Raw genomic sequence first — 21,926 nt, 5'->3', positions numbered from 1 at the left:
CCCCCCCCCCCGCTTCGGTGTTTTCCCCGACGGTGCCCGCGCACCCCTTCGCGCTCGCGGGCCAGGGAGTGTCTTCACATTCCCGCCGGGAGGGAGTGTCTTCACATTCCCGCCGGGTGCGTGCACGCGCGTCGCCTTGCCGTCCGCGTCCTTCCCAGCTCCTTCACCGGGACGGTGAGCGGCCCGTCAGGCGCCGCCGACGTTGCCTGACGCCGCGTTGCCTGCGGCGCCCGCCCCCGGCTCCACCCCCGCCGCCACCTCCGCCTCCAGTTCCCGCAGCGCCTCCTGCGAGATCAATCCCTGTGCGAAGTCCGCGATCACCTCCACCGGGACGCCGACCGCCGCGCGCAGCAGCATCGGGTTGTCCGCGAGCGGCGACGGACGGTCCCCGGACAGCGCGGCCAGGCGGGCCATCAGCAGCGGGCCGCCCACCGGGTGGTCCAGCCACTCGCCCAGCGTGTGGCGCGCGGTCAGCCGTGCCCGCGGTGCGTCGCCCGCGACCTCGACGTCCACCGCGACCCGCACGTCCCGCGACGACGCCGCGGCTTCGAAGCGGTACGTGCCGCCCTCCACACGCCACCCGTCGTCCCGGACGCTGTGGTACGCCAGGTCCGCCCGCGCGAACTCCACCGTCACGGTGCGGCTCTCCCCGGCGCCGAGGGTCACGGACGCGAAGCCCCGCAGCTCGCGCACCGCCCGTTCGACGCGCGATGCGGCGGGCGGCGCGGTGTAGATCTGCACGACCTCCCGCCCGGCCCGTCCGCCCGTGTTGGCCACCGTCACGTGCACGGCGAACCCCTCGGGGGTCGTGTCCACGACCAGGTCCCGGTAGGCGAAGGTCGTGTACGACAGGCCGTGCCCGAACGGGTAGCCCACGTCGCGCCGGGCGGCGTCGTACCCGCGATACCCGACGAAGACGCCCTCCCCGTACCGCACGTGCCCCTTGGCGCCGGGGAAGGAGAGGAAGCTCGGACCGTCTTCGAGGCGTACCGGTACCGTCTCGGCGAGCTTGCCGGACGGGTTGACCGCTCCGAACAGCACCCGGGCCAGCGCCCCGCCGCCCGCCTGCCCGAGCAGCCAGCCCTCCACCAGCGCGGGGACGTCGTGGTCCCAGGGCGCGGTGCGCACCACGCCGCCGTTCGACAGCACGACCGCGACGCGGGGGTTGGCCGCGACGACGCGCCGCAGCAGCGCGACCTGCGCTTCGGGCAGGTCGATGTGGTCGCGGTCGTAGCCCTCCGACTCGTCCTGACGCGGCAGTCCGAGGAAGAGCACGACTGTGTCGCTGCCCGCGGCCAGGCGTACGGCGTCCTCGGCGAGGGCCGCCGGGTCCGCCTCGGGGTCGGGGCCGTCCGGCAGGGCGTACCCGGGGGCGAACTCCACGACGGCCCCGTCGGCGAGGCCGCGCAGGCAGTCGAGCGGGACGTCGACCCGCGTGGCGTTGACCTGGGAGCTGCCGCCGCCCTGGTAGCGCGGGGTGCGGGCGAGTTCGCCGATCACGGCGACCGTGCCGGCGGCCGGGTCGAGGGGGAGCAGGGCGCCGTCGTTCTTGAGCAGCACGACGCAGTTGTCGGCGGCCTCCCCGGCCAGGCGGTGGTGGCGTGCGTGCAGGGCATCGGCGTCGCCGGAGGCCGGACGCGCCGACCGCCGGGCGAACGCGATCAGGCGGGCCACCGAGCGGTTCAGGACCTCCGCGTCGAGTTCGCCGCCGTCGACCGCGGCCTCCACCTCGCGGTCGGTGCGTCCGGCGGTCGGCGGCATCTCCAGGTCGAGCCCGGCGCGGAGGGCCGCGACCCGGTTGCGCACCGCGCCCCAGTCGGACATGACCAGCCCGTCGAAGCCCCACTCGCCGCGCAAAACGTCGGTCAGCAGCCGGGTGTTCTCCGACAGCGGGACCCCGTTGACGCCGTTGTACGCGCACATCACGGCCCACGGCCGGTCGCGCCGCACGATGCGCTCGAACGCCCGCAGGTAGATCTCGCGCAGCGGGCGCTCGTCGATGTCGGCGCTGACCCGCATCCGGTCGGTCTCCTGGTTGTTCGCCGCATAGTGCTTGAGCGTCGCGCCGACCCCGGCGTCCTGGAGGCCGCGCACCATCGCCCCGCCGAGTTCCGCGGAGACGACCGGGTCCTCGGAGAAGTACTCGAAGTTGCGCCCGCACAGCGGTGAGCGCTTGAGGTTCACACCCGGGCCGAGGACGACGCCGATGCCGTGCGCCGCGGCCTCGGCCGCGATGGCCCCGGCCACGCGGTGCGCGAGGCCGACGTCCCAACTGCTGCCCAGGGCCACCGCGGGCGGGAAGCAGGTGGCCGGCGCCACGGCACGCAGGGCGAGTTGGCCGTTCTCCGGGTCGTCGCCTTGCAGGCGCAGCCCGTGCGGGCCGTCGGACATGGTGACCGAGGGGATCCCCGCGTGGGCGATCGCCTTGGTGGTCATCTGGCCGAGGCCGCTGGTCAGCGAGGCCTTCTCGGCAAGCGTCAGTTCGGCCGCCGTCGGGTCGGCCGCCGTCGGGTCGGCCGAAGGCGACTCGGCCGAAAGTGCGGCGGCCGCAGGCGAGTCGGCCGTCGGGGAGTCGGCCGGGGGCAGGTCGGGATGGGGCAACGTCGGCTCCGATGCATCCGTGCGGTTGAGCTGCGGGTTCGCGGCGGCGCGCGGCCGCTGCGCGGTCAGGGCGGCGGGACGGGCGGCAGTACGGGCCGCGGTACGGCCGCAAGGGGCTAACCTACTGCTCGGTATGCGAAAACCATAAAGTGATCGGTTTTTTTGGTCAAGACTCGTGTCCGGGCATTGACTCTCAGAAACCGAACGACTTACTGTTTTGGCCGCCCTACCGGGCCCGCCGCTCCCGTCGACGCCATCCGCCTCCCGGTCGCCCGTCGCCCGTCCGTACCGGCCGACAGCAGTAGGTCCACAGCAGTAGGTCCACAGCGTCAGGTCCACAGCGTCAGGTCCACAGCGTCCAGGGCCCATTCACCAGGGACCCCGTCCCCCTCCCCGCCGGAGCACACCATGAGAATTGCCGCCTGGAAGAGCCGTCTGGCAGTCGGCGCGGTCGCCGCGCTCGCCCTGACGGCGTGCGCCGGAGGCGCGGACTCCGGTCGGGAGGCGAACACCGACAGCCTGAACATCGCCACCCTCACCGTGCCGCAGAGCTTCGACCCCACCACCGCGATCGGCAGCTCGCTGCCCTTCTTCCAGACGGTCTACGACACGCTGCTCAAGCGCGAGCCGGACGGCACCTTCAGCCCGATGCTCGCCACGGAGTGGACGCTCGACCCCGCCCGCACCCGGCTCAGCCTGACTCTGCGCGAGGGCGTCAAGTTCGCCGACGGCACGCCGTTCGACGCCAACACGGTGAAGGCGAACCTGGACCGGTTCAAGACGACGCAGGGCAGCAACACGCGGTGGCTCACCGACCTCGACGCGGTCGACGTCGTCGACGGCACGCACGTCGACCTCACCCTCAAGCAACCCAACCCGGCAATGCTCTTCTACCTGAGCGACGCCGCGGGTCTGATGGCCAATCCGGCCCGCTTCGCGCAGCAGGACGGCCTGAAGGCGGCGCCCGACGGAACCGGCCCGTACAACCTCGACAAGGGCAAGACCGTCATCGGCACCAAGTGGGCCTACGAACGCAAGGCCGACTACTGGGGCACGGCGCTGCCCTACAAGTCGGTGACGATCAACGTCTTCGACAACGAGACCGCGATCGTCAACGGCGTCAAGACCGGCCAGATCGACGCCGCCCTGCTGCAACTCGCCGACCAGCAGATCGGCATCGAGTCCGACAGCCGCGTCAAGACGGTGAAGCAGGAGATCGACTTCCAGGGCATCCTGCTGTTCGACCGCGACGGCAAGGTCACGCCCGAGCTGAAGGACCCGCGCGTCCGGCAGGCCGTCAACCACGCCCTCGACCGCGCCACGATGCTCGCGCAGCTCCGCCAGGGCCGCGGCACCGCCACCAGCCAGGTCTTCGGCCCGACGAGCAGCGGCTACAAGCCCGAGCTCGACAACTACTACGCGCACGACCCCGCCAAGGCCAAGGCGCTGCTCGCCGAAGCCGGTTACGGCAACGGCTTCACCCTGAAGCTCCCGCGCGTCGCCACGATCGTCAACGACGCGCTGGCGTCCTCGCTCCAGACCGACCTGAAGGCCGTCGGCATCAACCTGGAGTGGGAGCAGGTGGAACCCGCCAAGGCCATCGACCGCATCATCCGCGGCCGCGAGTTCCCGGGCATGGTCATGAACCTGGGCCAGTCGTCCCAGAACTGGGTCATCGCCAACGACTGGGTCTCGCCCGGCCCGTTCAACATCTTCGGCACCACCGACCCCACCATCCAGGAACTGATGGGCAAGCTCAAGACCGAGACCGGTGACGCGGAGAAGGCCGCCGCCCAGGCCCTCAACCAACACCTTGTGGAGAACGCCTGGTTCGTGCCCTTCTACCGCATGAGCTACCTGCACGTCACGGACGGCTCGGTGGTCGTCACCCCGCAGGACGGCATGGCCGTGCCGTCGATCTACAACTACAAGCCGGCCAAGTAGAGCCCGGCCGGGAGACCCGCCCATGCCCCGCTTCATCGCCGGCCGGATCGTCTCGGGAGTCGTCCTCCTGTTCCTGATCTCGCTGCTGTCCTTCATGCTGCTGTCCATCCCCGGCGCCAACGTCGGACGCGAGCTCCTCGGCGCCGCCGCCACCCAGGAGGCGGTCGACGCAAAGAACGCCGAACTCGGCCTCGACCGGCCCGTCGTCGTGCAGTACGGCGACTGGCTCGGCCACGCGCTGCGCGGCGACCTCGGGACCTCGTGGTTCACCAGCGAGGACGTCTACCAGGCCCTGAGCAACCGGCTCCCGGTCACCTTCAGCCTGGTCCTCGGCGTCGCGGTCGTCACCACCGTGGTGTCGTTCCTGCTCGGGGTGTGGGCGGGCCTGCGGCGCGGCGGGGCCGTGGACCGCGTCGTGCAGATCGTCGGCGTCCTCGGCCACGCCCTGCCCGGGTTCCTCGTCACGCTCGTCATGGTCCAGGTGTTCGCCGTGCAGATGAACTGGTTCCCGGCCATCGGCTACACCCCGTTCACCGAATCGCCGAGCGGCTGGCTGTCCACCATCACGCTGCCGGTGCTGTCGCTGTCCATCGGCGCGATCGCCGGCGTGTCCCAGCAGGTCCGCGGCGCGGTCGCGGACACCATGCGGCAGGACTACGTACGCACGCTGCGCGCCCGCGGACTCCCGCCGCACCGCGTCGTCCTGCGGCACGTGCTGCGCAACGCCTCCGCGCCCGGACTGTCGGTGCTCGGCATGCAGTTCGTCGGACTGCTCGGCGGCGCCGTCCTGGTCGAGCAGATCTTCGCGCTGCCGGGCATCGGCAGCATGGCGATCACCTACACGACCCGCGGCGACATCCCGGTGATCATGGCGATCGTGATGTTCACCGTCGTCGGCGTGGTCCTGATCAACCTGCTCGTCGACATCCTGATCGGCTGGCTCAACCCGAAGGCGAGGGCCGCATGACCGCCGGTCTCCCCACCGACGGCGGATCGGCCGCCGCAACCACGACGCCGGTCCCCGGGGCCGCCCCGCCGGGCAAGGTGTCGGCCCTACGGCGCGGCCTGTTCCGCCGCCTGGTCCGCAACCCGCTCGGGCTGGTGGCGCTCGTCGCGCTGGGCGTCATCGTCCTGGCCATCCTCCTCGCCCCGCTGCTGGCGCCGCAGGATCCGAACACCGCGGTGCTGCGCGACGCGTTCGCCGGACCCGGGAACGGACACCCGTTCGGCACCGACTCGGCGGGCCGCGACATCCTGTCCCGCATCCTCTACGGAGGACGCAACACCCTGACCGGCGCGCTGATCTCACTCGGCGTGGCGCTCGCACTGGGCGTCCCCGCGGGGCTGTTCGCGGGCTACTACGGCGGCAAGTTCGACGCCGCGGCGAACTGGACGGCGAACCTGGTCATGGCGCTGCCCGCCATGGTCGTGCTGCTCGCCTCGCGGGCCGTGCTGGGCTCGACGGTGTGGGTCCTGATGATCGTGCTCGGATTCCTCGTCGCACCCGCGTTCTTCCGGCTCGTCCGCGGCATCGTCGCGGACGTGCGCGGCGAACTGTACGTCGACGCCGCCCGCGTCTCCGGCCTGTCCGACACGCGGATCGTCGTCCGGCACGTGCTCGTGGTCGTCCGCGGGCCGATCATCATCATGGTCGCGCTCGTCGCGGGCATCGCCATCGGCTTGCAGGCGGGCCTGGAATTCCTCGGCATCGGCAGCGGCGACACGCCCACGTGGGGCGCGATGCTCAACGAGGCGTTCCAGAACATCCAGCGCGAACCCGCGTTGATGCTGTGGCCGGGGCTTGCGCTGGGGCTGACGTCCAGCGCCCTGGTGCTGCTCGCGGCGGCGATGCGCGACGCCTTGGAGGAACGCGGGGGGCCGGCGGTGCGGCGGCGCCGACGCCGCAGGCTCTCGGTCGCGGCTCCGGTCGCCGGTGCCGGTTCCGGTTCCGGTGCCGACGGTGGCGCCGACGCCGCGGTCGCCGGGGGAGCGGTCGCCGCCGAACGTGCCGAACTCCTGTCCGTACGCGGCCTCGCCGTCGGCTACGGCGCTGCCGACGGCACCGGCACCGAGGTCGTGCACGCCGTGGACCTCGACGTCGCCGCCGGGGAAATCGTCGGCCTGGTCGGCGAGTCCGGCTCGGGCAAGTCGCAGACCGCGTTCGCCGTCCTCGGGCTGCTGCCCGAAGGCGGCGCGGTGCGGCGCGGCAGCATCGTCGTCCGGGGTCGGGAGATCACCGGGCTCACCGAACGGCAACACCGGGCGCTGCGCGGCCGCGTCGTCGGCTACGTGCCGCAGGAGCCGATGAGCAACCTCGACCCGTCGTTCACCATCGGAAGCCAACTCACCGAGCCCATGCGGCACTTGCTCGGGCTCTCCCGCGAACAGGCCGCCGAGCGGGCCGTCGGGCTCCTGCGGCAGGTCGAAATCCCCGACCCGGAACGTGTCATGCGGGCGTACCCGCACGAGATCTCCGGGGGCATGGCCCAGCGCGTCCTCATCGCCGGGGCGATCTCCTGCGACCCCGAACTGCTCATCGCCGACGAGCCCACCACCGCCCTCGACGTCCGCGTCCAGGCCGAAGTCCTGCGCCTGCTGCGCCGGTTGCAGGCCGAACGCGGGCTCGGCGTGCTGCTGGTCACGCACAACCTGGGCGTCGTCGCGGAGATCTGCGACAGAGTGGCGGTCATGCACGACGGCCGCATCGTCGAGGCGGGCGACGTCACCCAGGTGCTGCGCGCCCCGCGCGACCCGTACACCCGGCGCCTCCTCGGCGCCGTGCTGGACGACGCCCCCACCCGCGCACCCTGGCGCCCCGGCGCGGTCGGCACCGCCGCGGCGGGCGCAACCACCACCGGGAGCACCGCATGACCGACAACCTGCTGGACGTCCGCGACCTGCGGGTCTCCTTCCCCGGCAAGGGGTGGCGGGCGCCGCGCAACGAAGTCCTCAAAGGTGTCTCCCTGTTCGTGCGCCCGGGCGAAACACTGGGCCTGGTGGGGGAGTCCGGCTCGGGGAAGACCACCATCGGGCGCGCGGTGCTGGGGCTCGTCCCCGTGCAGTCCGGGACCGTCACCTTCGCCGGAGAGAGCATCGAGCACGCCGACCGCGCGCGGCGCCGGGCGCTCGGGCGCCACCTCCAGGTCATCTTCCAGGACCCCTACACCTCGCTGAACCCGGCGCGGACCATCGGCGACACCCTCGCCGAACCGCTGTACGGCCAGGGCGTCGGCGGCCGCGAGGCCCGGGACCGGGTCGGCCAACTGCTCGAACGCGTCCACCTGCCGCCGGACGCCGCGGACCGGCTGCCGCGCGAGTTCTCCGGCGGACAGCGCCAGCGCGTCGCCATCGCCCGCGCGCTGGCGCTGCGGCCGCGCCTGGTGGTCTGCGACGAACCGGTCTCGGCGCTGGACCTGACGACGCAGCGCACCGTCCTGGAGCTCCTCGCCGAGATCCAGGAACAGACCGGCGTGTCCTTCCTGTTCGTGTCCCACGACCTCGCGGTCATCCGCGTCGTCAGCCATCGCGTCGCGGTGCTGCGGCACGGCGAGATCGTCGAGACCGGCGACACGGCGGACGTGACGGCGCGGCCGCAGCACGAGTACACGCGCGAACTGCTTTCCGCCGCACCGACGGTCAGGCGCGGGGACGGGAGCGGCGGCGTGGCGGAGGCGTCCGTCCGCTGACCGCACGGACCGCTCTGACCGCATGGACCGCTCTGACCACACGGGCCGCCTTGACCGCCTTGACCGCACGCACCGTCCTGACCGCCCTGACCGCGGACCCAACCGCGGCCGACCCGCCCGGCGCCGCGGCACTGGTGATTTCACCGATGCCGCGGCGCCGCCGCGCCGGGAGCGTGGACCCGTCACCCCCGACCGGCGGCGGATCCCGGTGGGGCAGACCTTGAGCCCGGGCCGTGCGGGAGCAGCGAACCGCCGGGCCCGCCCGGGATCCGCCGCCTTCGAGTNCCGCCGCGCCGGGAGCGTGGACCCGTCACCCCCGACCGGCGGCGGATCCCGGTGGGGCAGACCTTGAGCCCGGGCCGTGCGGGAGCAGCGAACCGCCGGGCCCGCCCGGGATCCGCCGCCTTCGAGTGAGAGGAACGCATCATCGTGTACCTCAAACGCAAAAGGCACCACGACGGCGCGGCGCGTCCGCGACGCCGCCTCGTGAGGTCGGTCGTCGCCGGTCTCCTGTCCTGCGGGGCCCTCCTCGCGACCCAACTCCCCGGCGGGGCGCAGGCCGCCGACAACCCGTACGAGCGCGGCCCGGCGCCCACCGAGTCGAGCATCGAGGCGTCGCGCGGACCGTATTCGGTCTCGGAGACGAGCGTGTCGTCGCTGCTGGTCACCGGCTTCGGCGGCGGGACGATCTACTACCCGACGTCGCGCGCGGACGGCACGTTCGGGGCGGTGGCGATCTCGCCCGGGTTCACCGCGTACCAGTCGTCCATCGCGTGGCTGGGACCGCGCCTCGCGTCGCAGGGCTTCGTCGTCTTCACGATCGACACCAACACGACGCTCGACCAGCCCGCCAGCCGGGGCCGCCAACTCCTCGCGGCCCTCGACTACTTGACGCAGCGCAGCTCGGTCAGGGACCGGATCGACAGCAGCAGGCTCGGCGTCATGGGCCACTCGATGGGCGGCGGCGGGACGCTGGAGGCCGCCAAGAGCCGTCCGTCGCTCCAGGCGGCCATCCCGCTCACCGGCTGGAACCTCGACACCAGCTGGCCCGAGGTGCGCACGCCGACCCTGATCGTGGGGGCGGACGGCGACAGCATCGCACCGGTGTCGTCGCACTCGGAGCCGTTCTACACGTCGCTGCCGTCGTCGCTGGACCGGGCGTACCTCGAACTCAACAACGCCAGCCACTTCACGCCGAACACGTCGAACACGACGATCGCGAAGTACAGCATCTCCTGGCTGAAGCGGTTCATCGACAACGACACCCGCTACGAACAGTTCCTGTGCCCCCTGCCGCGCCCGAGCCTGACCATCGAGGAATATCGCGGCAACTGCCCCCACAACTCCTGAGGTTCGGGACGACATTGCCGCGGAGATGTGACGGGTCGCGAGCGGACGGGAGCGCGTGAACGACGACAAGTCCCGGAGAGCCGGCGACCTTACCGCGTCCACCCGGGACGATCACGGCCACCGAGCCCGCGGCCGTGATCGTCCCGGGTATGGGCGTTGGGAGCGCACACCGCCGCGGCACCGTGGAACGGGCGGACCGCGAACACACTGACGGCGCAGCCGTCGTCACGGAGTGCGCAAACGCAGTCCCGCACGGCGTCCGGTTTCCGTCGGCCTCCCCGGCCTCGCACCCTTCCCCGACGCCGAGGCTTCCCTGTCACCGGCCGCCAACTCCTCCCAGCCGCCCTGCCGTCCACCCTTCCGGTCGCAGTCCCCTTCCGGGAATCGCGCCCTCCCCGTCCAGGGCGGCGGCCGTGATCGTTTCGGGTGTTGGCAAGCAAGGGCCCGCGACGTTGCCGCATGTCGACGACAGGAGGTTGCGAACACCCTTCGACGGCCACCCGCACAACTCCCGACGCCGCCTCGCCGAAGTCCTCAGCCGACCCCTCCATCCCCTCTCGCGCTTCTCGTCGCGCGCTTTGCGTCGACGACGCTGCGGCCGTCGTTCGCTCGCCGTTTGTTGTGGGGGCCCACAGCGTTGCCGGCCTGCGGGGTGCGAACATCTGCGGGCTGGCCTGGTGGGATGGCAATTTGCGGCGCTCGTGAGGGCACTACCGCAGCCTTCCACGTGCGTTGACGCGGCGGTAACGTGAGCGCGCCACGCCCGTCCCGCGTACCGACCGTGCCACCGGCCTCCGCGGGGCCATCGGGCGTCCGTCGTCGCTCGGCCCGCCGCCGGGAGGTGTGTCCGCCCGTGCCGGAGGATCCGACCCCCGACGCCAAGGCGCTGCTCCTGCTGACCGCGGCGGCCCACCACAACGACCCCGACGCACCCGGCGCGCCCGCGGCCCTCCTCCTGCGCGCCATCCGCGCGGCCGAACTCGCCCCGGACGTGCTGGAGTCCGCCGAACGGGCCGACCTCGTGCACGCCGACGCCGAACACCTCGTCCTGGAGCCGCCCCGTACCGCCGCTGCCGTCTACGGCGCCGCACCGCTCCGCGACCGGCAGGCCGCGCATCGGCTCCTCGCCGCCCTGCTCGACCCCGACCGCGACCGGCTCGCGCACCTGCTGCACGTGGCGTCCGCCACCACCGAGCCCAACCCCGATCTCGCCCGTGAGTTGGCGGCAGCCGCCCGCGGCACCGCGGCCACCGGGGCGCGCCGCGCCCTCGGCCTCCGCCGCGCCGCCGCCCTCGCCCCCGAACCGTCGGCGTGCGCCGCCCTCCTCGCCGAAGCGGCCGAACACGCGCTCCTGGCCGGCCGTGCCGACTGGGCCCGGCGCTGGACCGCCCGAGCCCGCGCCCTGCCCGCGGACCCGACCGCCCGCGGAACGGCCGCGCGCGTACACGGCCTCATCGCCCTCCACGACGGCCCCGTGGCCGACGCCCACCAGTCCTTCCTCCTCGCCGCACGGCTCCTCTCCGCCAACTCGCCCGACCGCGCGACCCGTTGCCGCCTCGCCGCGGCGGAGGCGGCCTGGGCGCTCGGCGACGCCGCAGCCTTCCGCGACGCCGTGGCGCCGCTGGCGGACGAGTCCGGCCCCGGACCGGGCGACGCCGTCGCGTACGGGCTCGGCATGCGCGCCGTCCTGCGAGCCGACCTCGACGGGGTCGTCACCGGGGCGGCGCTCCTCCGCGGCGTCGTCAACCGGGCCGAACGCGCCGACGACATCGACCAGTTGCTCCGCGCCGGCGCCGCAGCCCTGGTCGTCGGCGACCTGGCCGCCGCCGGACGGCTCAACGGCCGCGCACTCGCGGTGGCCCGCGTCGCCGGTCCCGTCACGGCCGTTCCGCGGATCCTGGAACACCTGGCCTACTCCGAGCTGCGCTCAGGCCACCACCTGCGCGCCCGCGCCCACGCCGAAGAGGGCGCCGTCGCCGCATGTCAAACGGGTCAACGCAATCTGATGGCCCATCACCACGCCATCCTGGCCCTGGTGGCATCCCTCGACGACGACGCGACGACCGTACGCGGCCACGCCGACGCCGCCGAAGCCACCGCCGCCGCGCACGGCCTCCGGCAGGCCACCACGCTCACCTCCTGGGCCCTGGCCCGCGCGGACCTGGCCCGCGGCCGCCCGAACGAGGCGGCGGCCCGCCTCGCACCGCTGCTCCGCCCCGGCGCCGAACACGCCCACTTCGCCCTGCGCATGCTCACCGTGCCGTGCTTCGCGGAGGCCGCCGCCCTGTCCGGCACGCCCGAACCGGCGCGCCTTCCGCTGGCCGAGTTCGCCGTCTGGGCGGAGTTCGCCGTCGACCCTCAGGCGCCTGCCCAACTCGCCCGCTGCCAAGCCCTGTTGGCCGCCGCGGAGGCGCGCCCGCCCGGCGAGGTCGAGGCCGCGTACGCCACCGCCCTCGCCCGCCACCCCCAGCCCGACAACGGCTTCGAGCGCGCCCGCACCCTCCTCGCGTACGGCCGATGGCTCCGCCGCTCCCGACGCCCCGCCCGCGCCCGGGACCTGCTGCGCGAGGCCCAGGTCACCTTCGACCGGCACGGCGCCCGCGTCTGGTCCGCCCACGCCGCCGCCGAACTCCGCGCCACCGGCGCCCCGCCCACCTCGGCCGACCCCACCGGAAACCTCCGCGAACTCACCCCGCAACAACTGCGCATCGCCCGCTCGGTGGCCGACGGAGCCACCAACCGCGAGATAGCAACCCACCTCTCCGTGAGCATCCGCACCGTGGACCACCACCTCCGCAACGTCTTCGCCACCCTCGGCGTCCGCTCCCGAGTAGAACTGGCCCGCCTGGTGACCCGCGCCGAACCCTGACCAACCCACATTGCCCGCCGCTGATCACGCCACCACCAGCCGCAACCCCAACTCCGCGGCGTCCAACCCGGCAAGCTCGTGGTTGCGCTCCGCCACCGACCCGACGCCAGGTCCTCGCGAAGACGCCCCAGCGCCCGCCGCTCGGCCTCCGGCTCGACCCGGGCGCACACCGAGACCGCACGGCGCACCGGCTCTTCCAGATAGGCAGCGGGCCGACGCCAATAGGCCTCGAAGAAACCGTCGGCGCAGACCCACGGCACAAGCACCGGCTCAATGCGCCCCCGACCGCCTCCGCCAGCCGGTCACCGAAGGCCGCCCCTCAACCAGCCCGGCCACCTCCGGCAAGTAGTCGCGCGACAGCCAAAACCGATCCCGCCGGCCATTGGCACTGTCGTCGTGCGTGAACACCACGACCCGCCGCGCCACGCGCCGCATCTCCCGCAACCCGGCGACGGGGTCCCGCCAGTGGTGCACGGTGCTGAACGCCATCGCCGCGTCGAAGGCGCCGTCCTCGAACGGCAGGCACTCGGCACCGGCGTCCACGCACGGCGCCACCCCCGCGGGCCGCTACGACAGTGACTTCAGGAGGTTGCGGATGCGGGTGGCGGACTGGTCCGGGGTTCCGGCGGCGAGGGAGGCTCCCATGCCGATGGCCACGGCGCCTGCGGCCATCCAGTGCGGGGCCTCGGCGGCCCGGATGCTGCCGGTGGGGATGAAGGGGATCTGGGGGAGGGCGGCGCGCATGTCGCGGAAGGTGGACGGGGTCCACTGGCTCGCGGGGAAGAGCTTGACGGCGTCGGCTCCGGCGGAGAGCGCGGCGAGGGCCTCGGACGGGGTGCACGCGCCGGGGATCGCGCTCGCGCCGTGGCGGTGGGCGCATTCGATGACTTCGGGGTGCAGGGACGGGGAGACGAGGAACCGCGCCCCGGCCAGGATCGCCGCTCGGGCGGAGGCGGCGTCCAGGACGGTTCCGGCGCCGACGAGGGCGCTCGGGTGCGCGCGGATCGTAGCGCGTATCGCGTCCAGCGCGTCGGGGGTGGTGAGCGAGATCTCCACCACCTCCAAGCCCCCGGCAACGCACGCGCCCGCCAGGCGGGCGGCTTCCTCGCCATCGGCCGCGCGGATGATGCCGACCACTTTCTGACGGGCTATCAGTTCCAGGTGCTGCCAGCGGTACACGGTCGTCACAGCCCTTCGAGGGGAACGCGGTCGGGCCCCGCGCGCCGCGCCCGGGCATCGCCTAACCCTATCGAGCAGAGCGCGCGGCGGCGCGGACGCAGAACGCGCCCCGGGAAGGTCCCAGGGCGCGCGGAATGCGGCGTACGGTCAGCGCTCGTTCGCTCACGCGGCGGCGCTGAGTACCGGCAGGTAGCCCAGTCTTTGGCCGTTCGCGTTCGGGTGGTACGACTCCTCGATCGGCCACGTCGTGCTGTGCAGCCACTCGGAGCCGGAGCAGATCTCGTGCCCGGTGAACGCCGGGCGGATGTCCGCGAAGGTGAACCCGGCGTTCGCGGCCCGCTTGGCCATCACCGTGTTGAGCGTGTCGGCCGCTCCGTTGAGGGCCTTGCGCTTGGTGTCGCCGATGCCGAACCAGCAGCCGCCGCCGATCTTGTACAGCCGCGAGTAGCCCAGCACGACGACGTGCGCGTTCGGCGCGCGGGCCTCGATGGCGGCGTACACCTGGTCGAGCAGCGCGGGCAGTTGGTTCTCGGCGAACGCCCGCGCCTGCGCGACCGCGTTGAGGCACGAGCTCTCGGACTGCAGGACGCACGTGGTCATGATGCCCGCGAACCCGGCGTCGTTGCCGCCGATGGTGATCGACACCAGTTCGGTCGACGCGTTCACCGCGTTGATCTGGTTCGCCAGCACGTCGCCGGTCTTGGCGCCGGAGCAGGCCACGAACGCGAACGACGACGGGGCGTTCGCGGCCGCCCACAGCGCCGGGTAGGACCGGGTGCTGCGCTTGCAACTCCCGCTGGAACTGTCGTAGTTCCCGGCTCCGAGCCCGGACGAGTAGGAGTCGCCGAGGGCGACGTAGCGGCCGGTGGCCGCGTGGGCGTCCGGCGCGACGAACAGGACCCCGAGGGCCGCGAGGAGGAACGCGAGGACGGCGGACCACAGGGCCGGCACCGCGCGTAAGGCAGAGTCTGGGCGCATTTGCGACCTCCGCTTTTGGGGACGGGAGTCACATATCTAGCAGGGCGCCGAGATCCATAGAAGGAGCCAAACGGCTTTTGTTACCCCCGAGTTCGCGAAACCTCACAGACCGCGCGCCCATCGGCGCGAAACGCCGAGGGCGTCGGCTCCGCCCGACGCGCGCTCAGCGCAGCGACCACGCCCACAGCGCCGCACCCAGCGCGACCGCCTCCTGCGGGTGCGGCCCGGGCGTCACCGGTCGGCCGAGGTGCGCCTGCACGGCGTACGCCACGGCCGGCACCTGGCTGCCGCCGCCGACCAGCAGCACGTGGTCGAGCAGCGCGGGCGCGACCGCCGCCTGCCGAAGAGCGGGGGCCAGGTGCCCGACGCACTGGTCCACGAGGTGCGCGGTCAGCGCCTCGAACTGCGGGCGCGTGACCGTGGTGTCGATGTGCTTGGGATCGCGGCGGTCGTTGACGATGTACGGGATGTTGATCTGCGCGCTGTCCCGCGTCGACAGCTGCACCTTCGCGACCTCGGCGCCCTCGAACACCCGCTGCCACGACGGCGGGTCGTTGCGCAGGTCGATGCCGTACGCCTGCCAGAACGCGCCGCCGACGTGGTCGGCGATCGCCTGCGTCCAGTGGTCGCCGCCCAGCGGGTGCGTGCCGCCGCCGATCACGTTGGCCTGGCCGTCGACGATGTCGAGGACGCTGACCTCCAGCGTCAGCCCGCCCAGGATCACCACCAGGATCCGCGCACGGGGCTCCTGGTCCAGGCCGTGGGCGGTGGCGACGGCCTGCGCGGCGCCGAGTGTGCGGCGCACCTCGAACCCGGCGTCCTGGACGGCGTCGCGGTACACCGCGCTCTGCGCCTCGTCGGCGTGCGTCGGCACGGCGACGACGGCGGGGTGCGGCGGTCTCGACTTCAGTCGCTTGTCGGTGAACGCCTTGAGGCCGCTCGCCACGTGTCGGGCGAGTTCGTACGGCGGCGGCCCGAACCCCCCGCCGCCCGCGTCCGCCGCGAGCCCGGGCGGCAGCCGAAACGTTGCTGCCGGGTTCACCCCCGCCTGGCGCCGTGCGGCGCTGCCGAGAAGCACCTTGCGTCCGTCGAACGACACGTAGGCGGGTGTCGTGCGTTCCTTCTTCCCGGCCGGGACCAGCTCGGCGTTCCGGTCGCCGCTTGCGGCGGCCACGACCGCCTCGGTCGATCCCAGGTCGATTCCGACCGCGTGCGTCACAGCGCCCTCCCCTCACGGCGCCCGCATCCGGCCGCGGCCACCGACACCACAGCACCGTAGGCCACAACGGCGTCGAAGATCGCGTCGACCCGGTGCCGAGTACGTGCCGAGCAGGTGCCGAACCGGGCCGCGTCGAGGTCGCGTACGTGCCGAGCCGGGACCGAACCGGCCTCCTCCCCTGGCCGATCCCCGCTTTTCCGCGCCGCTCCCCGCCGAGCGCCGCTACCGGGGCTTCGCGTACTCGTGCATGTTGCCGCCGAAGTCGAACACGATCGCGGTCTCGTCACCCAGCACCCACGCGTCGTGCCCCGGGTCACAGACGAAGAAGTCGCCCGCGGACAGGTCCTTCTCCTGGCCGTCGTCCATGCGGATGTGCAGGCGCCCCTGGGCGACGTAGCCGTTGTGGTGGAACTGGCAGCTCGCGGTCCCGGCCACCGGTCCGACATCCTGCGACCACTGCCAACCGGGTTCGAAGCGCGCCACGCCGAAGTCGATGCCTTCCAGGCTCACGACGTCGAGATGGCCGTGCGGCATGTCGCGGCTCTCGTCGGCCTCGTTTATCGATCGCACGGTGAGCATCTCGATCACCTCCTTCGCGGATCACTTCCATCCTGCGCGCTGCGGCAGGCCATTTCGACAAGATCGGATAAATCGCATCCAAAGCGGGATCTACCGGCAATACGCCATGCAGGGTGGTGCGGTTCGCGGGAGGGGGAAGAGGGCGGCCGGGAGCCGCGGCCCACCCGAGATTTGGTATACCGGAACTGGAGCGTCCGGAACGCCTCAGAGACCGAGAGCAGGCCGACCATGCACCGCCCGAGCACCGTCACCGTCTACCGCGACATCCGTCCGATGGCCGGGGAACCGGCCGATCTGGTCGCCGTCGACGGGGTGTTCGCCGCGCGCGTACCCGACGGCGCGGTCGCCGAAGTGGTCGACGGCCGCCGGCGCATCGCGGTCCCGACCCTGGTCGACGCGCACATCCACCCGGACAAGACGGCGTTCGGCGAACCCTGGTACAGCCGCCGACCGGCGGCCACGCTCGCCGACCACGTCCACGGCGACGTCGAACTGTACGAGGCCCAGCGCACCCCCGTCGGCGAACGGGCGCTGCGCCTCCTGTCACACGCCGCCGTCAGCGGGACGCGGGCCGTACGCGCGCACGTCGACGTCGCCCCCGCCTTCGGGCTCGACCCGCTCGACGGCGTCGCCGCGGCACGCGAGGCGCTGCTCGGCGTACTCGACGTGCAGATCGTCGCGTTCCCGCAGCACGGCGTCCAGCGGCTGCCAGGGGTGGCCGACCTGTTGGAGGAGGCCGTACGCGCCGGCCTGGCCGACGTCGTCGGCGGCCTGGACCCGGCGGGCTTCGACGGCGACCGTCCGGGCCAACTCGACACGGTGTTCGGACTCGCCGAACGCTACGGCGCCGCCGTCGACATCCACCTGCACGACACGGGCGAGCCCGGACTCGGACCGCTGCGCGACATCTGCGCCCGCACCCGGGCCCTGGGCCTGGCCGGACGCGTCACCGTCAGCCACGCCTTCTGCCTCGCGGGCCTTCCGGAGGCCGAACTGGACGCCATCGCAAGCCGGTTGGCGGACGCGGGCGTCGCCCTCACCACCGCGGCACTCGGCGAGGCCACCGTGCTGCCCTTCCGCGAACTGGCCGAGCGCGGCGTCCTCGTGGCGCTCGGCTCGGACGGCGTACGCGACGCGTGGAGCCCGTTCGGTGACGCCGACATGCTGCACCGCGCCCACCTCCTCGGCCGCTGCATCGACGCCCGCCTGGACGAGGAACTGGACGCCTGCCTCGCACTGGCCGCGCACGGCGGTGCGAAACTGCTGGGCCTGCCCACCGTCGACTTCAGCCCCGGCTCGCCCGCCGACTTCATGCTGCTCGCAGGTGAGTGCGTACCGCAGATCGTCGTCGACCTGCCGGCACGGGCGATGGTGGTACGCGGCGGCCGCATCGTGGCCCGCGACGGCGCCCGCAACCACGTCGCCGCAGCCACGTCCGGCGTACGCCCGTGAGCCCCCGTACCACCGCCGACCGTCCGAGCACGGGCGACGCGCACCGGTCGTTGCGGGACCAGGCGTACGTCGAATTGCGCGAGCGCGTCATCGAGGGCCGCTAAGCCGCCAACTGACCCGCGCCACCCGCGTCCAGTCCCCGCCCCGGCCGCCTTCCGGCATCACCGCCCGACGCCGCCCGAAAACGCGTGGCACGCTGACCCGGTGATCTGGGAAACGAACCCCCGCGACCTGCGCTGGGACGACGTCGACCCCGCCCGCCACCCCTTCGACCGCGCCGCCTCGACGGGCGTGATCCGCGCGCTCGGACCGGCACGGCGCGTCCCCGACTGCGACACTCGCTCCACCGATCCGCAGGTGCGCGAGAGGGCCACGCACGAGGCGGGCCTGTGGGCGGACGCCATGTCGCACGCGCTGGTCGGGGCTTACGGGCGCTGGGTGTTGGGCTGGCGCTGGTCGTACGACGAAGGCGACTACGACGGCGGGCCGATCGGAGCCTGGTGCTGCCCGCCTCACTCCGTCACGACACCCGAGGCGACGGTCGGATCCGTCGTCGCGGCGGTCGAGGAGTGGCGCGCGTGGCTGGAGGAACTGGCCGCGCGGTTCGACGCGTACCCGCTGGACCTCGCCCGGGTGCGGGACGAGCGGGTGCTGTGGGAGAGCGCTGCCCGCAACCTGATCATGAAGGTCGCCGACCGCACGCACGGCGGCAGCGGCTGGCACGGACACTGCCGTCTGGTTCTGACCTGGTTCCTCGACCGCTGGGGAGTGCCCGCGGACGTCGCCGAGGACCTTGTGGAGGACGCAGTCGATGGGCGGTTCCGGAGTTGGACGGGCCCGGCGCCGGACGTGGTCGCGGACGTCGCCGAGGACCTGGCGGGGATGCTGCGCCCGGAATTCGGCCTACGGCCTGCTCGGGCACGGGAACGCATGTCCGGGCCCGAGACCGCCCCCGAGCCCGAGACCGCCCCCGAGCCCCCACCTGACCACTTGGCACGCTGGCTCGCGCTGCGCGAAACCGTGCCCTGGCCGCAGACACCGGACGACGCCGACGAGGGGCCGGTCGTCCCGTCGTGCGACGGCGCCGCCGAGGACGTTCGTGCCTTCGACGGCGCCCTGGACCCGGCCCGCGCCCGGGGCATGCTCGCGGCGCTGGACCAGGTACGCGCCGACGCGCGGGCAGGCGTACCGCTCGACTTCGAACTCCTGCGCACCTGGCAGCAACACGTCCTCGGCACCGCGCAACCGCCACCGTTCCGCACCCTCCCGGCGTTCGCCAAGTCGGGGCGCGAGCGTTACGGCATCGGCTCAGAGACGCGCTCCGGCCTGGACCGCTGCCTCGCGCAGAGCACATCGGACATCGGACCGGACAGCAGGCCGGACAACGCACCGGAGAGCGGGCCGGCAAGCGCATCTGACCGCGAACGCGGCGCCGGGCGGCCGTCGTTGACCGCCCGCGCCGCGCGTGCCTACCTCGATGTGTGCTTCTTCCACCCGTTCGACGACGGCAACGCGCGGGCGGCGTTCCTCACCCTCGTGTTCGTGCTCGCCCGGGAGGGCGTGGCCCTCGACGCGGTGAGCCTGCTTCGCCGCGTTTCCTTTCGGGCGGGTGATCCGCGGGACGCGCTCGTCCTCGTTCGGTTCGTCGGCGTTCACGTTGCGGAGAGCCGACGCAGGGCGGTCGGGTGGGCGTAGGAGGCTGCCCGGAGGTCCGGCCCGCCGTCAGGCCGTGATGTCGGCGACGGTCGGGGCGACCAGGCCGAACAGGTCGGCGATCGTCGTCAGCGCGCTGGTCTGGAGGACGGCCGCGGGCACCACGCTCCCGCTGCCGTCGGGCGCCGGCAGCGCGCGGGTCGCGGTCGCCTCGGCGACGACCGTGGGCCGGAAGCCCAGGTTGAACGCGCCCTGTGCGGTGAACGTCACGCACATGTGCGTCATGAACCCCGCCAGCACGAGGTCGGGCCCGGCACCCAGGTCGCGCAGCGTCCGCTCCAGGTCGGTCCGGTGGAAGGAGTCGGGGAACGCCTTGACCACCACCGGCTCGCCGTCGATGGGCGCGACCTCCGCGCAGACGGCCCCGATCTCGGTGCGGATGTCGTACGGCGTGCCCGGGCCGCCGTCGTTGACGACGTGCACCACGCGTGCGCCCGCCGCCCGGGCCGCGGCGAGCAGGCGCGCCCCGGCGACCAGGGCCGGTTCGGCGCCTTCGAGGGCCATGACCCCCGAGCGGTAGGTGTTCTGGAAGTCGATGAGCACGAGGGTGGCGTCGGCGAGCTTGGGGAGGGCGTTGTCGATGCCGATGACGTCGCGCAGGGTCCGGGAGGCGTTCGGGGAGGCGTTCATGGATGAAAGGTGCCTTTCGCTGGTTTTCTGATGGATTTACGGCATGGCGGAGCCGCGGTCGCGGGTTCGCGCGCGGATGGGGTGGTCTGTGGGGCGCTCGCCGAGATGCTCGGCAACGAGGGGCCGGGCGGCGCTCAGTTCCCCGTGCGGAATCGCCGCCGGTACGACGCCGGGGTGGTGTTGATCTGCTTGCGGAACGCGCGGTGCAGCGTCTCCACCGAGCCCATGCCGGTCGCCGCGGCGACGCGGTCCAGCGGCTCGTCGGTGGCTTCCAGGAGGCGGCGGGCCGCCTCGACGCGCGCGGCCTCGACGTACGCCGCGGGACTGGTGCCCGTCTCCTGGCGGAAGACCCGGGCGAAGTGCCGTTCGCTGAGGCACATGCGTCCGGCGAGCGCGGGGGCCGAGAGGTCGTCGTCCAGGTTCTCGGTGATGAACACGCGCAGCTCGTCGATGTCCCGGCGGGCCGCGGCGGGTCTGCTGAGCGGGACGCTGAACTGGCTCTGCCCGCCCTGCCGCCGCAGGTACATCACCAACTGCCGGGCCACCGTGAGTGCGAGGTCCTCGCCGTGGTCTTCCGCTACGAGGGCGAGGGCCAGGTCCATGCAGGTGCTGATGCCGGCGCCGGTCCAGACGTGGCCGGAGCGTACGAAGATCGGGTCCGCGTCCACCCGCACCTCGGGGTGGTCCGCGGCCAGTTGCGCCGCGGTGGACCAGTGGGTGGTGGCCCGCCGCCCGTCCAGCAGGCCGGCGGCGGCGAGGACGTGCGCGCCGACGCACACCGACGCGATGCGCCGCGCGTGGGGCGCCGTGGCCCGGACCCAGTCCACGATCTCGTCGTCGACGCGGGCGACCGGGCCGCCCGGGAGCATGTCCACCGCGCCGGGCACGAGCAAGGTGTCGACCTCGGCGCCGACCTCGGCGAATGTCAGGTCGGGCAGGACGCGGACGCCCGCGGAGGTGACGACCGGCCCGGCCGCGGGCGCCGCCAGGCACACCCGGTAGCCGGTCCGGCCGTCGGTCTCCCGGTTCGCCAGGGCGAACACCTCGGCCGGGCCGGTGACGTCGAGGAGGTCGACGTCCGGGAAGACCGCGACGACGACGCGGTGGGTGCTGGGCATGCACCTATCGTCGCGGGCGGTCTCCATGGCCGCAATGACGGTTGTCTGTCAGATCCGGACATCGGATCGGGACATCAGGATCGGTACAGCGGAATCGGTACATCGGAATCGGTACATCGGAATCGGTTCAGCACGATCGGTACGTCAGGATCGGTATCAGGATCCGGACATCCGGCAGGTCACGGGACGGCGACACACCGTCGTCGGCCGGCCCCGGTTCAGGCCGCCGTCTGGAGCGCCTTGACGACCTCCGCGACGCGCCCGTCGTGGTCCGGGTTCGCCGGGAGCGGGACGGTGACGCCCTGTGCGAGCGTGCCCCAGCGGTCGAGGATCAGGTCCGGCAGGTCCTCGTACAGCGCCATCGGGACGAGCGTGTCCAGCACCTCGTCGGTGACCACGGCGTGCAGGTCGTCCCACTGGTCGCGGCGGATCATGTGGGCGAGGCGGTCCTGCATGTCGGCCCAGCCGTACAGCTCCAGCGTCCGCCGGTACGCGGGCGTGGAGTAGAGGAACGCGAACAGCCGCCGCTGACGCTCGCGTTCGGCGTCCAGCTCGGTGTTCGTCGCGCCCGCGATGACCTGGGTCCCGGCGATCAGGTCCAGGCCCTG

Annotated in this window: 15 protein-coding genes and 2 pseudogenes; 8 read left to right on the top strand and 9 right to left on the bottom strand. The window is 73.0% G+C overall.

Annotation, left to right across the window (positions count from 1 at the left end; all coding sequences use genetic code 11):
- Nucleotides 1-186: 186 nt before the first annotated feature.
- Complete coding sequence (locus tag ACRX5S_RS24520; RefSeq protein WP_436775235.1) at nt 187-2,601, bottom strand: glycoside hydrolase family 3 C-terminal domain-containing protein; 2,415 nt, start codon at nt 2,599-2,601, stop codon at nt 187-189.
- A gap of 408 nt (nt 2,602-3,009) precedes the next feature.
- On the opposite strand from ACRX5S_RS24520, the gene ACRX5S_RS24515 reads away from it, so the two are divergent.
- From ACRX5S_RS24515 to ACRX5S_RS24490, 6 genes are all read left to right on the top strand, one after another.
- Nucleotides 3,010-4,545: an ABC transporter substrate-binding protein gene (locus ACRX5S_RS24515; protein ID WP_436775234.1), complete on the top strand. Its 1,536-nt coding sequence runs from the start codon at nt 3,010-3,012 to the stop codon at nt 4,543-4,545.
- A 22-nt stretch (nt 4,546-4,567) separates the two neighbouring features.
- Nucleotides 4,568-5,512, top strand: a complete 945-nt coding sequence (locus ACRX5S_RS24510) for an ABC transporter permease (protein ID WP_436775233.1) — start codon at nt 4,568-4,570, stop codon at nt 5,510-5,512.
- Nucleotides 5,509-7,416 carry a dipeptide/oligopeptide/nickel ABC transporter permease/ATP-binding protein gene (locus ACRX5S_RS24505; protein WP_436775232.1) on the top strand — a complete coding sequence of 636 codons (1,908 nt, stop codon included), beginning with the start codon at nt 5,509-5,511 and terminating at the stop codon, nt 7,414-7,416. Before ACRX5S_RS24510 ends, ACRX5S_RS24505 begins: the two co-directional genes overlap by 4 nt.
- Nucleotides 7,413-8,231 carry an ABC transporter ATP-binding protein gene (locus ACRX5S_RS24500; RefSeq protein ID WP_436775231.1) on the top strand — a complete coding sequence of 273 codons (819 nt, stop codon included), beginning with the start codon at nt 7,413-7,415 and terminating at the stop codon, nt 8,229-8,231. Before ACRX5S_RS24505 ends, ACRX5S_RS24500 begins: the two co-directional genes overlap by 4 nt.
- A 429-nt stretch (nt 8,232-8,660) precedes the next feature.
- On the top strand, nt 8,661-9,581 hold the full coding sequence (gene bdeA, locus ACRX5S_RS24495) for a bis(hydroxyethyl) terephthalate hydrolase (RefSeq protein ID WP_436775230.1): 921 nt from the start codon (nt 8,661-8,663) through the stop codon (nt 9,579-9,581).
- A gap of 853 nt (nt 9,582-10,434) precedes the next feature.
- Complete coding sequence (locus tag ACRX5S_RS24490) at nt 10,435-12,450, top strand: LuxR C-terminal-related transcriptional regulator (protein WP_436775229.1); 2,016 nt, start codon at nt 10,435-10,437, stop codon at nt 12,448-12,450.
- Between the two features lie 24 nt (nt 12,451-12,474).
- Here the strand turns inward: ACRX5S_RS24490 and ACRX5S_RS24485 are convergent.
- The 5 genes and pseudogenes from ACRX5S_RS24485 to ACRX5S_RS24465 form a co-directional block, all read right to left on the bottom strand.
- Nucleotides 12,475-13,017: pseudogene (locus ACRX5S_RS24485) on the bottom strand (class I SAM-dependent methyltransferase); the annotation flags it as partial.
- On the bottom strand, nt 13,018-13,638 hold the full coding sequence (locus ACRX5S_RS24480; protein ID WP_436775228.1) for a bifunctional 4-hydroxy-2-oxoglutarate aldolase/2-dehydro-3-deoxy-phosphogluconate aldolase: 621 nt from the start codon (nt 13,636-13,638) through the stop codon (nt 13,018-13,020). It lies immediately after the preceding pseudogene.
- A 153-nt stretch (nt 13,639-13,791) separates the two neighbouring features.
- Nucleotides 13,792-14,607: an SGNH/GDSL hydrolase family protein gene (locus ACRX5S_RS24475; RefSeq protein ID WP_436775227.1), complete on the bottom strand. Its 816-nt coding sequence runs from the start codon at nt 14,605-14,607 to the stop codon at nt 13,792-13,794.
- A 163-nt stretch (nt 14,608-14,770) separates the two neighbouring features.
- The gene (locus tag ACRX5S_RS24470) at nt 14,771-15,826 is read right to left on the bottom strand and encodes an Hsp70 family protein (RefSeq protein WP_436775226.1); all 1,056 of its coding nucleotides are present in this window, start codon (nt 15,824-15,826) and stop codon (nt 14,771-14,773) included.
- Between the two features lie 222 nt (nt 15,827-16,048).
- Nucleotides 16,049-16,405, bottom strand: coding sequence for a cupin domain-containing protein (locus ACRX5S_RS24465; protein WP_436775225.1), 357 nt, complete (start codon nt 16,403-16,405; stop codon nt 16,049-16,051).
- Nucleotides 16,406-16,633: 228 nt separating this feature from the next.
- On the opposite strand from ACRX5S_RS24465, the gene ACRX5S_RS24460 reads away from it, so the two are divergent.
- The gene (locus tag ACRX5S_RS24460) at nt 16,634-17,857 is read left to right on the top strand and encodes an amidohydrolase (protein WP_436775224.1); all 1,224 of its coding nucleotides are present in this window, start codon (nt 16,634-16,636) and stop codon (nt 17,855-17,857) included.
- A gap of 204 nt (nt 17,858-18,061) precedes the next feature.
- A complete protein-coding gene (locus tag ACRX5S_RS24455; protein WP_436775223.1) occupies nt 18,062-19,552 on the top strand; it encodes a Fic family protein in 1,491 nt (496 codons plus the stop codon).
- Nucleotides 19,553-19,579: 27 nt separating this feature from the next.
- Here ACRX5S_RS24455 and ACRX5S_RS24450 read toward each other — a convergent pair whose 3' ends face one another.
- The 3 genes and pseudogenes from ACRX5S_RS24450 to ACRX5S_RS24440 all read right to left on the bottom strand — a co-directional run.
- Nucleotides 19,580-20,200, bottom strand: coding sequence for an isochorismatase family protein (locus ACRX5S_RS24450; RefSeq protein ID WP_436775222.1), 621 nt, complete (start codon nt 20,198-20,200; stop codon nt 19,580-19,582).
- A gap of 134 nt (nt 20,201-20,334) precedes the next feature.
- Complete coding sequence (locus ACRX5S_RS24445; RefSeq protein WP_436775221.1) at nt 20,335-21,318, bottom strand: GlxA family transcriptional regulator; 984 nt, start codon at nt 21,316-21,318, stop codon at nt 20,335-20,337.
- Nucleotides 21,319-21,536: 218 nt separating this feature from the next.
- Nucleotides 21,537-21,926, bottom strand: a pseudogene (locus ACRX5S_RS24440) (TIGR03617 family F420-dependent LLM class oxidoreductase); the annotation flags it as partial.

Source organism: Yinghuangia sp. YIM S09857 (assembly GCF_051388915.1).
In the GTDB taxonomy this organism is placed as follows: Bacteria; Actinomycetota; Actinomycetes; order Streptomycetales; family Streptomycetaceae; genus Yinghuangia.
This window is presented reverse-complemented; position numbering and strand designations above follow the sequence as displayed.

Coding starts and splice junctions, on each gene's coding strand:
- ACRX5S_RS24515 (WP_436775234.1), top strand. CDS start 3,010: ATGAGAATTGCCGCCTGGAAGAGCCGTCTGGCAGTCGGCGCGGTCGCC.
- ACRX5S_RS24510 (WP_436775233.1), top strand. CDS start 4,568: ATGCCCCGCTTCATCGCCGGCCGGATCGTCTCGGGAGTCGTCCTCCTG.
- ACRX5S_RS24505 (WP_436775232.1), top strand. CDS start 5,509: ATGACCGCCGGTCTCCCCACCGACGGCGGATCGGCCGCCGCAACCACG.
- ACRX5S_RS24500 (WP_436775231.1), top strand. CDS start 7,413: ATGACCGACAACCTGCTGGACGTCCGCGACCTGCGGGTCTCCTTCCCC.
- ACRX5S_RS24475 (WP_436775227.1), bottom strand. CDS start 14,607: ATGCGCCCAGACTCTGCCTTACGCGCGGTGCCGGCCCTGTGGTCCGCC.
- ACRX5S_RS24465 (WP_436775225.1), bottom strand. CDS start 16,405: ATGCTCACCGTGCGATCGATAAACGAGGCCGACGAGAGCCGCGACATG.
- ACRX5S_RS24460 (WP_436775224.1), top strand. CDS start 16,634: ATGCACCGCCCGAGCACCGTCACCGTCTACCGCGACATCCGTCCGATG.
- ACRX5S_RS24450 (WP_436775222.1), bottom strand. CDS start 20,200: ATGAACGCCTCCCCGAACGCCTCCCGGACCCTGCGCGACGTCATCGGC.
- ACRX5S_RS24445 (WP_436775221.1), bottom strand. CDS start 21,318: ATGCCCAGCACCCACCGCGTCGTCGTCGCGGTCTTCCCGGACGTCGAC.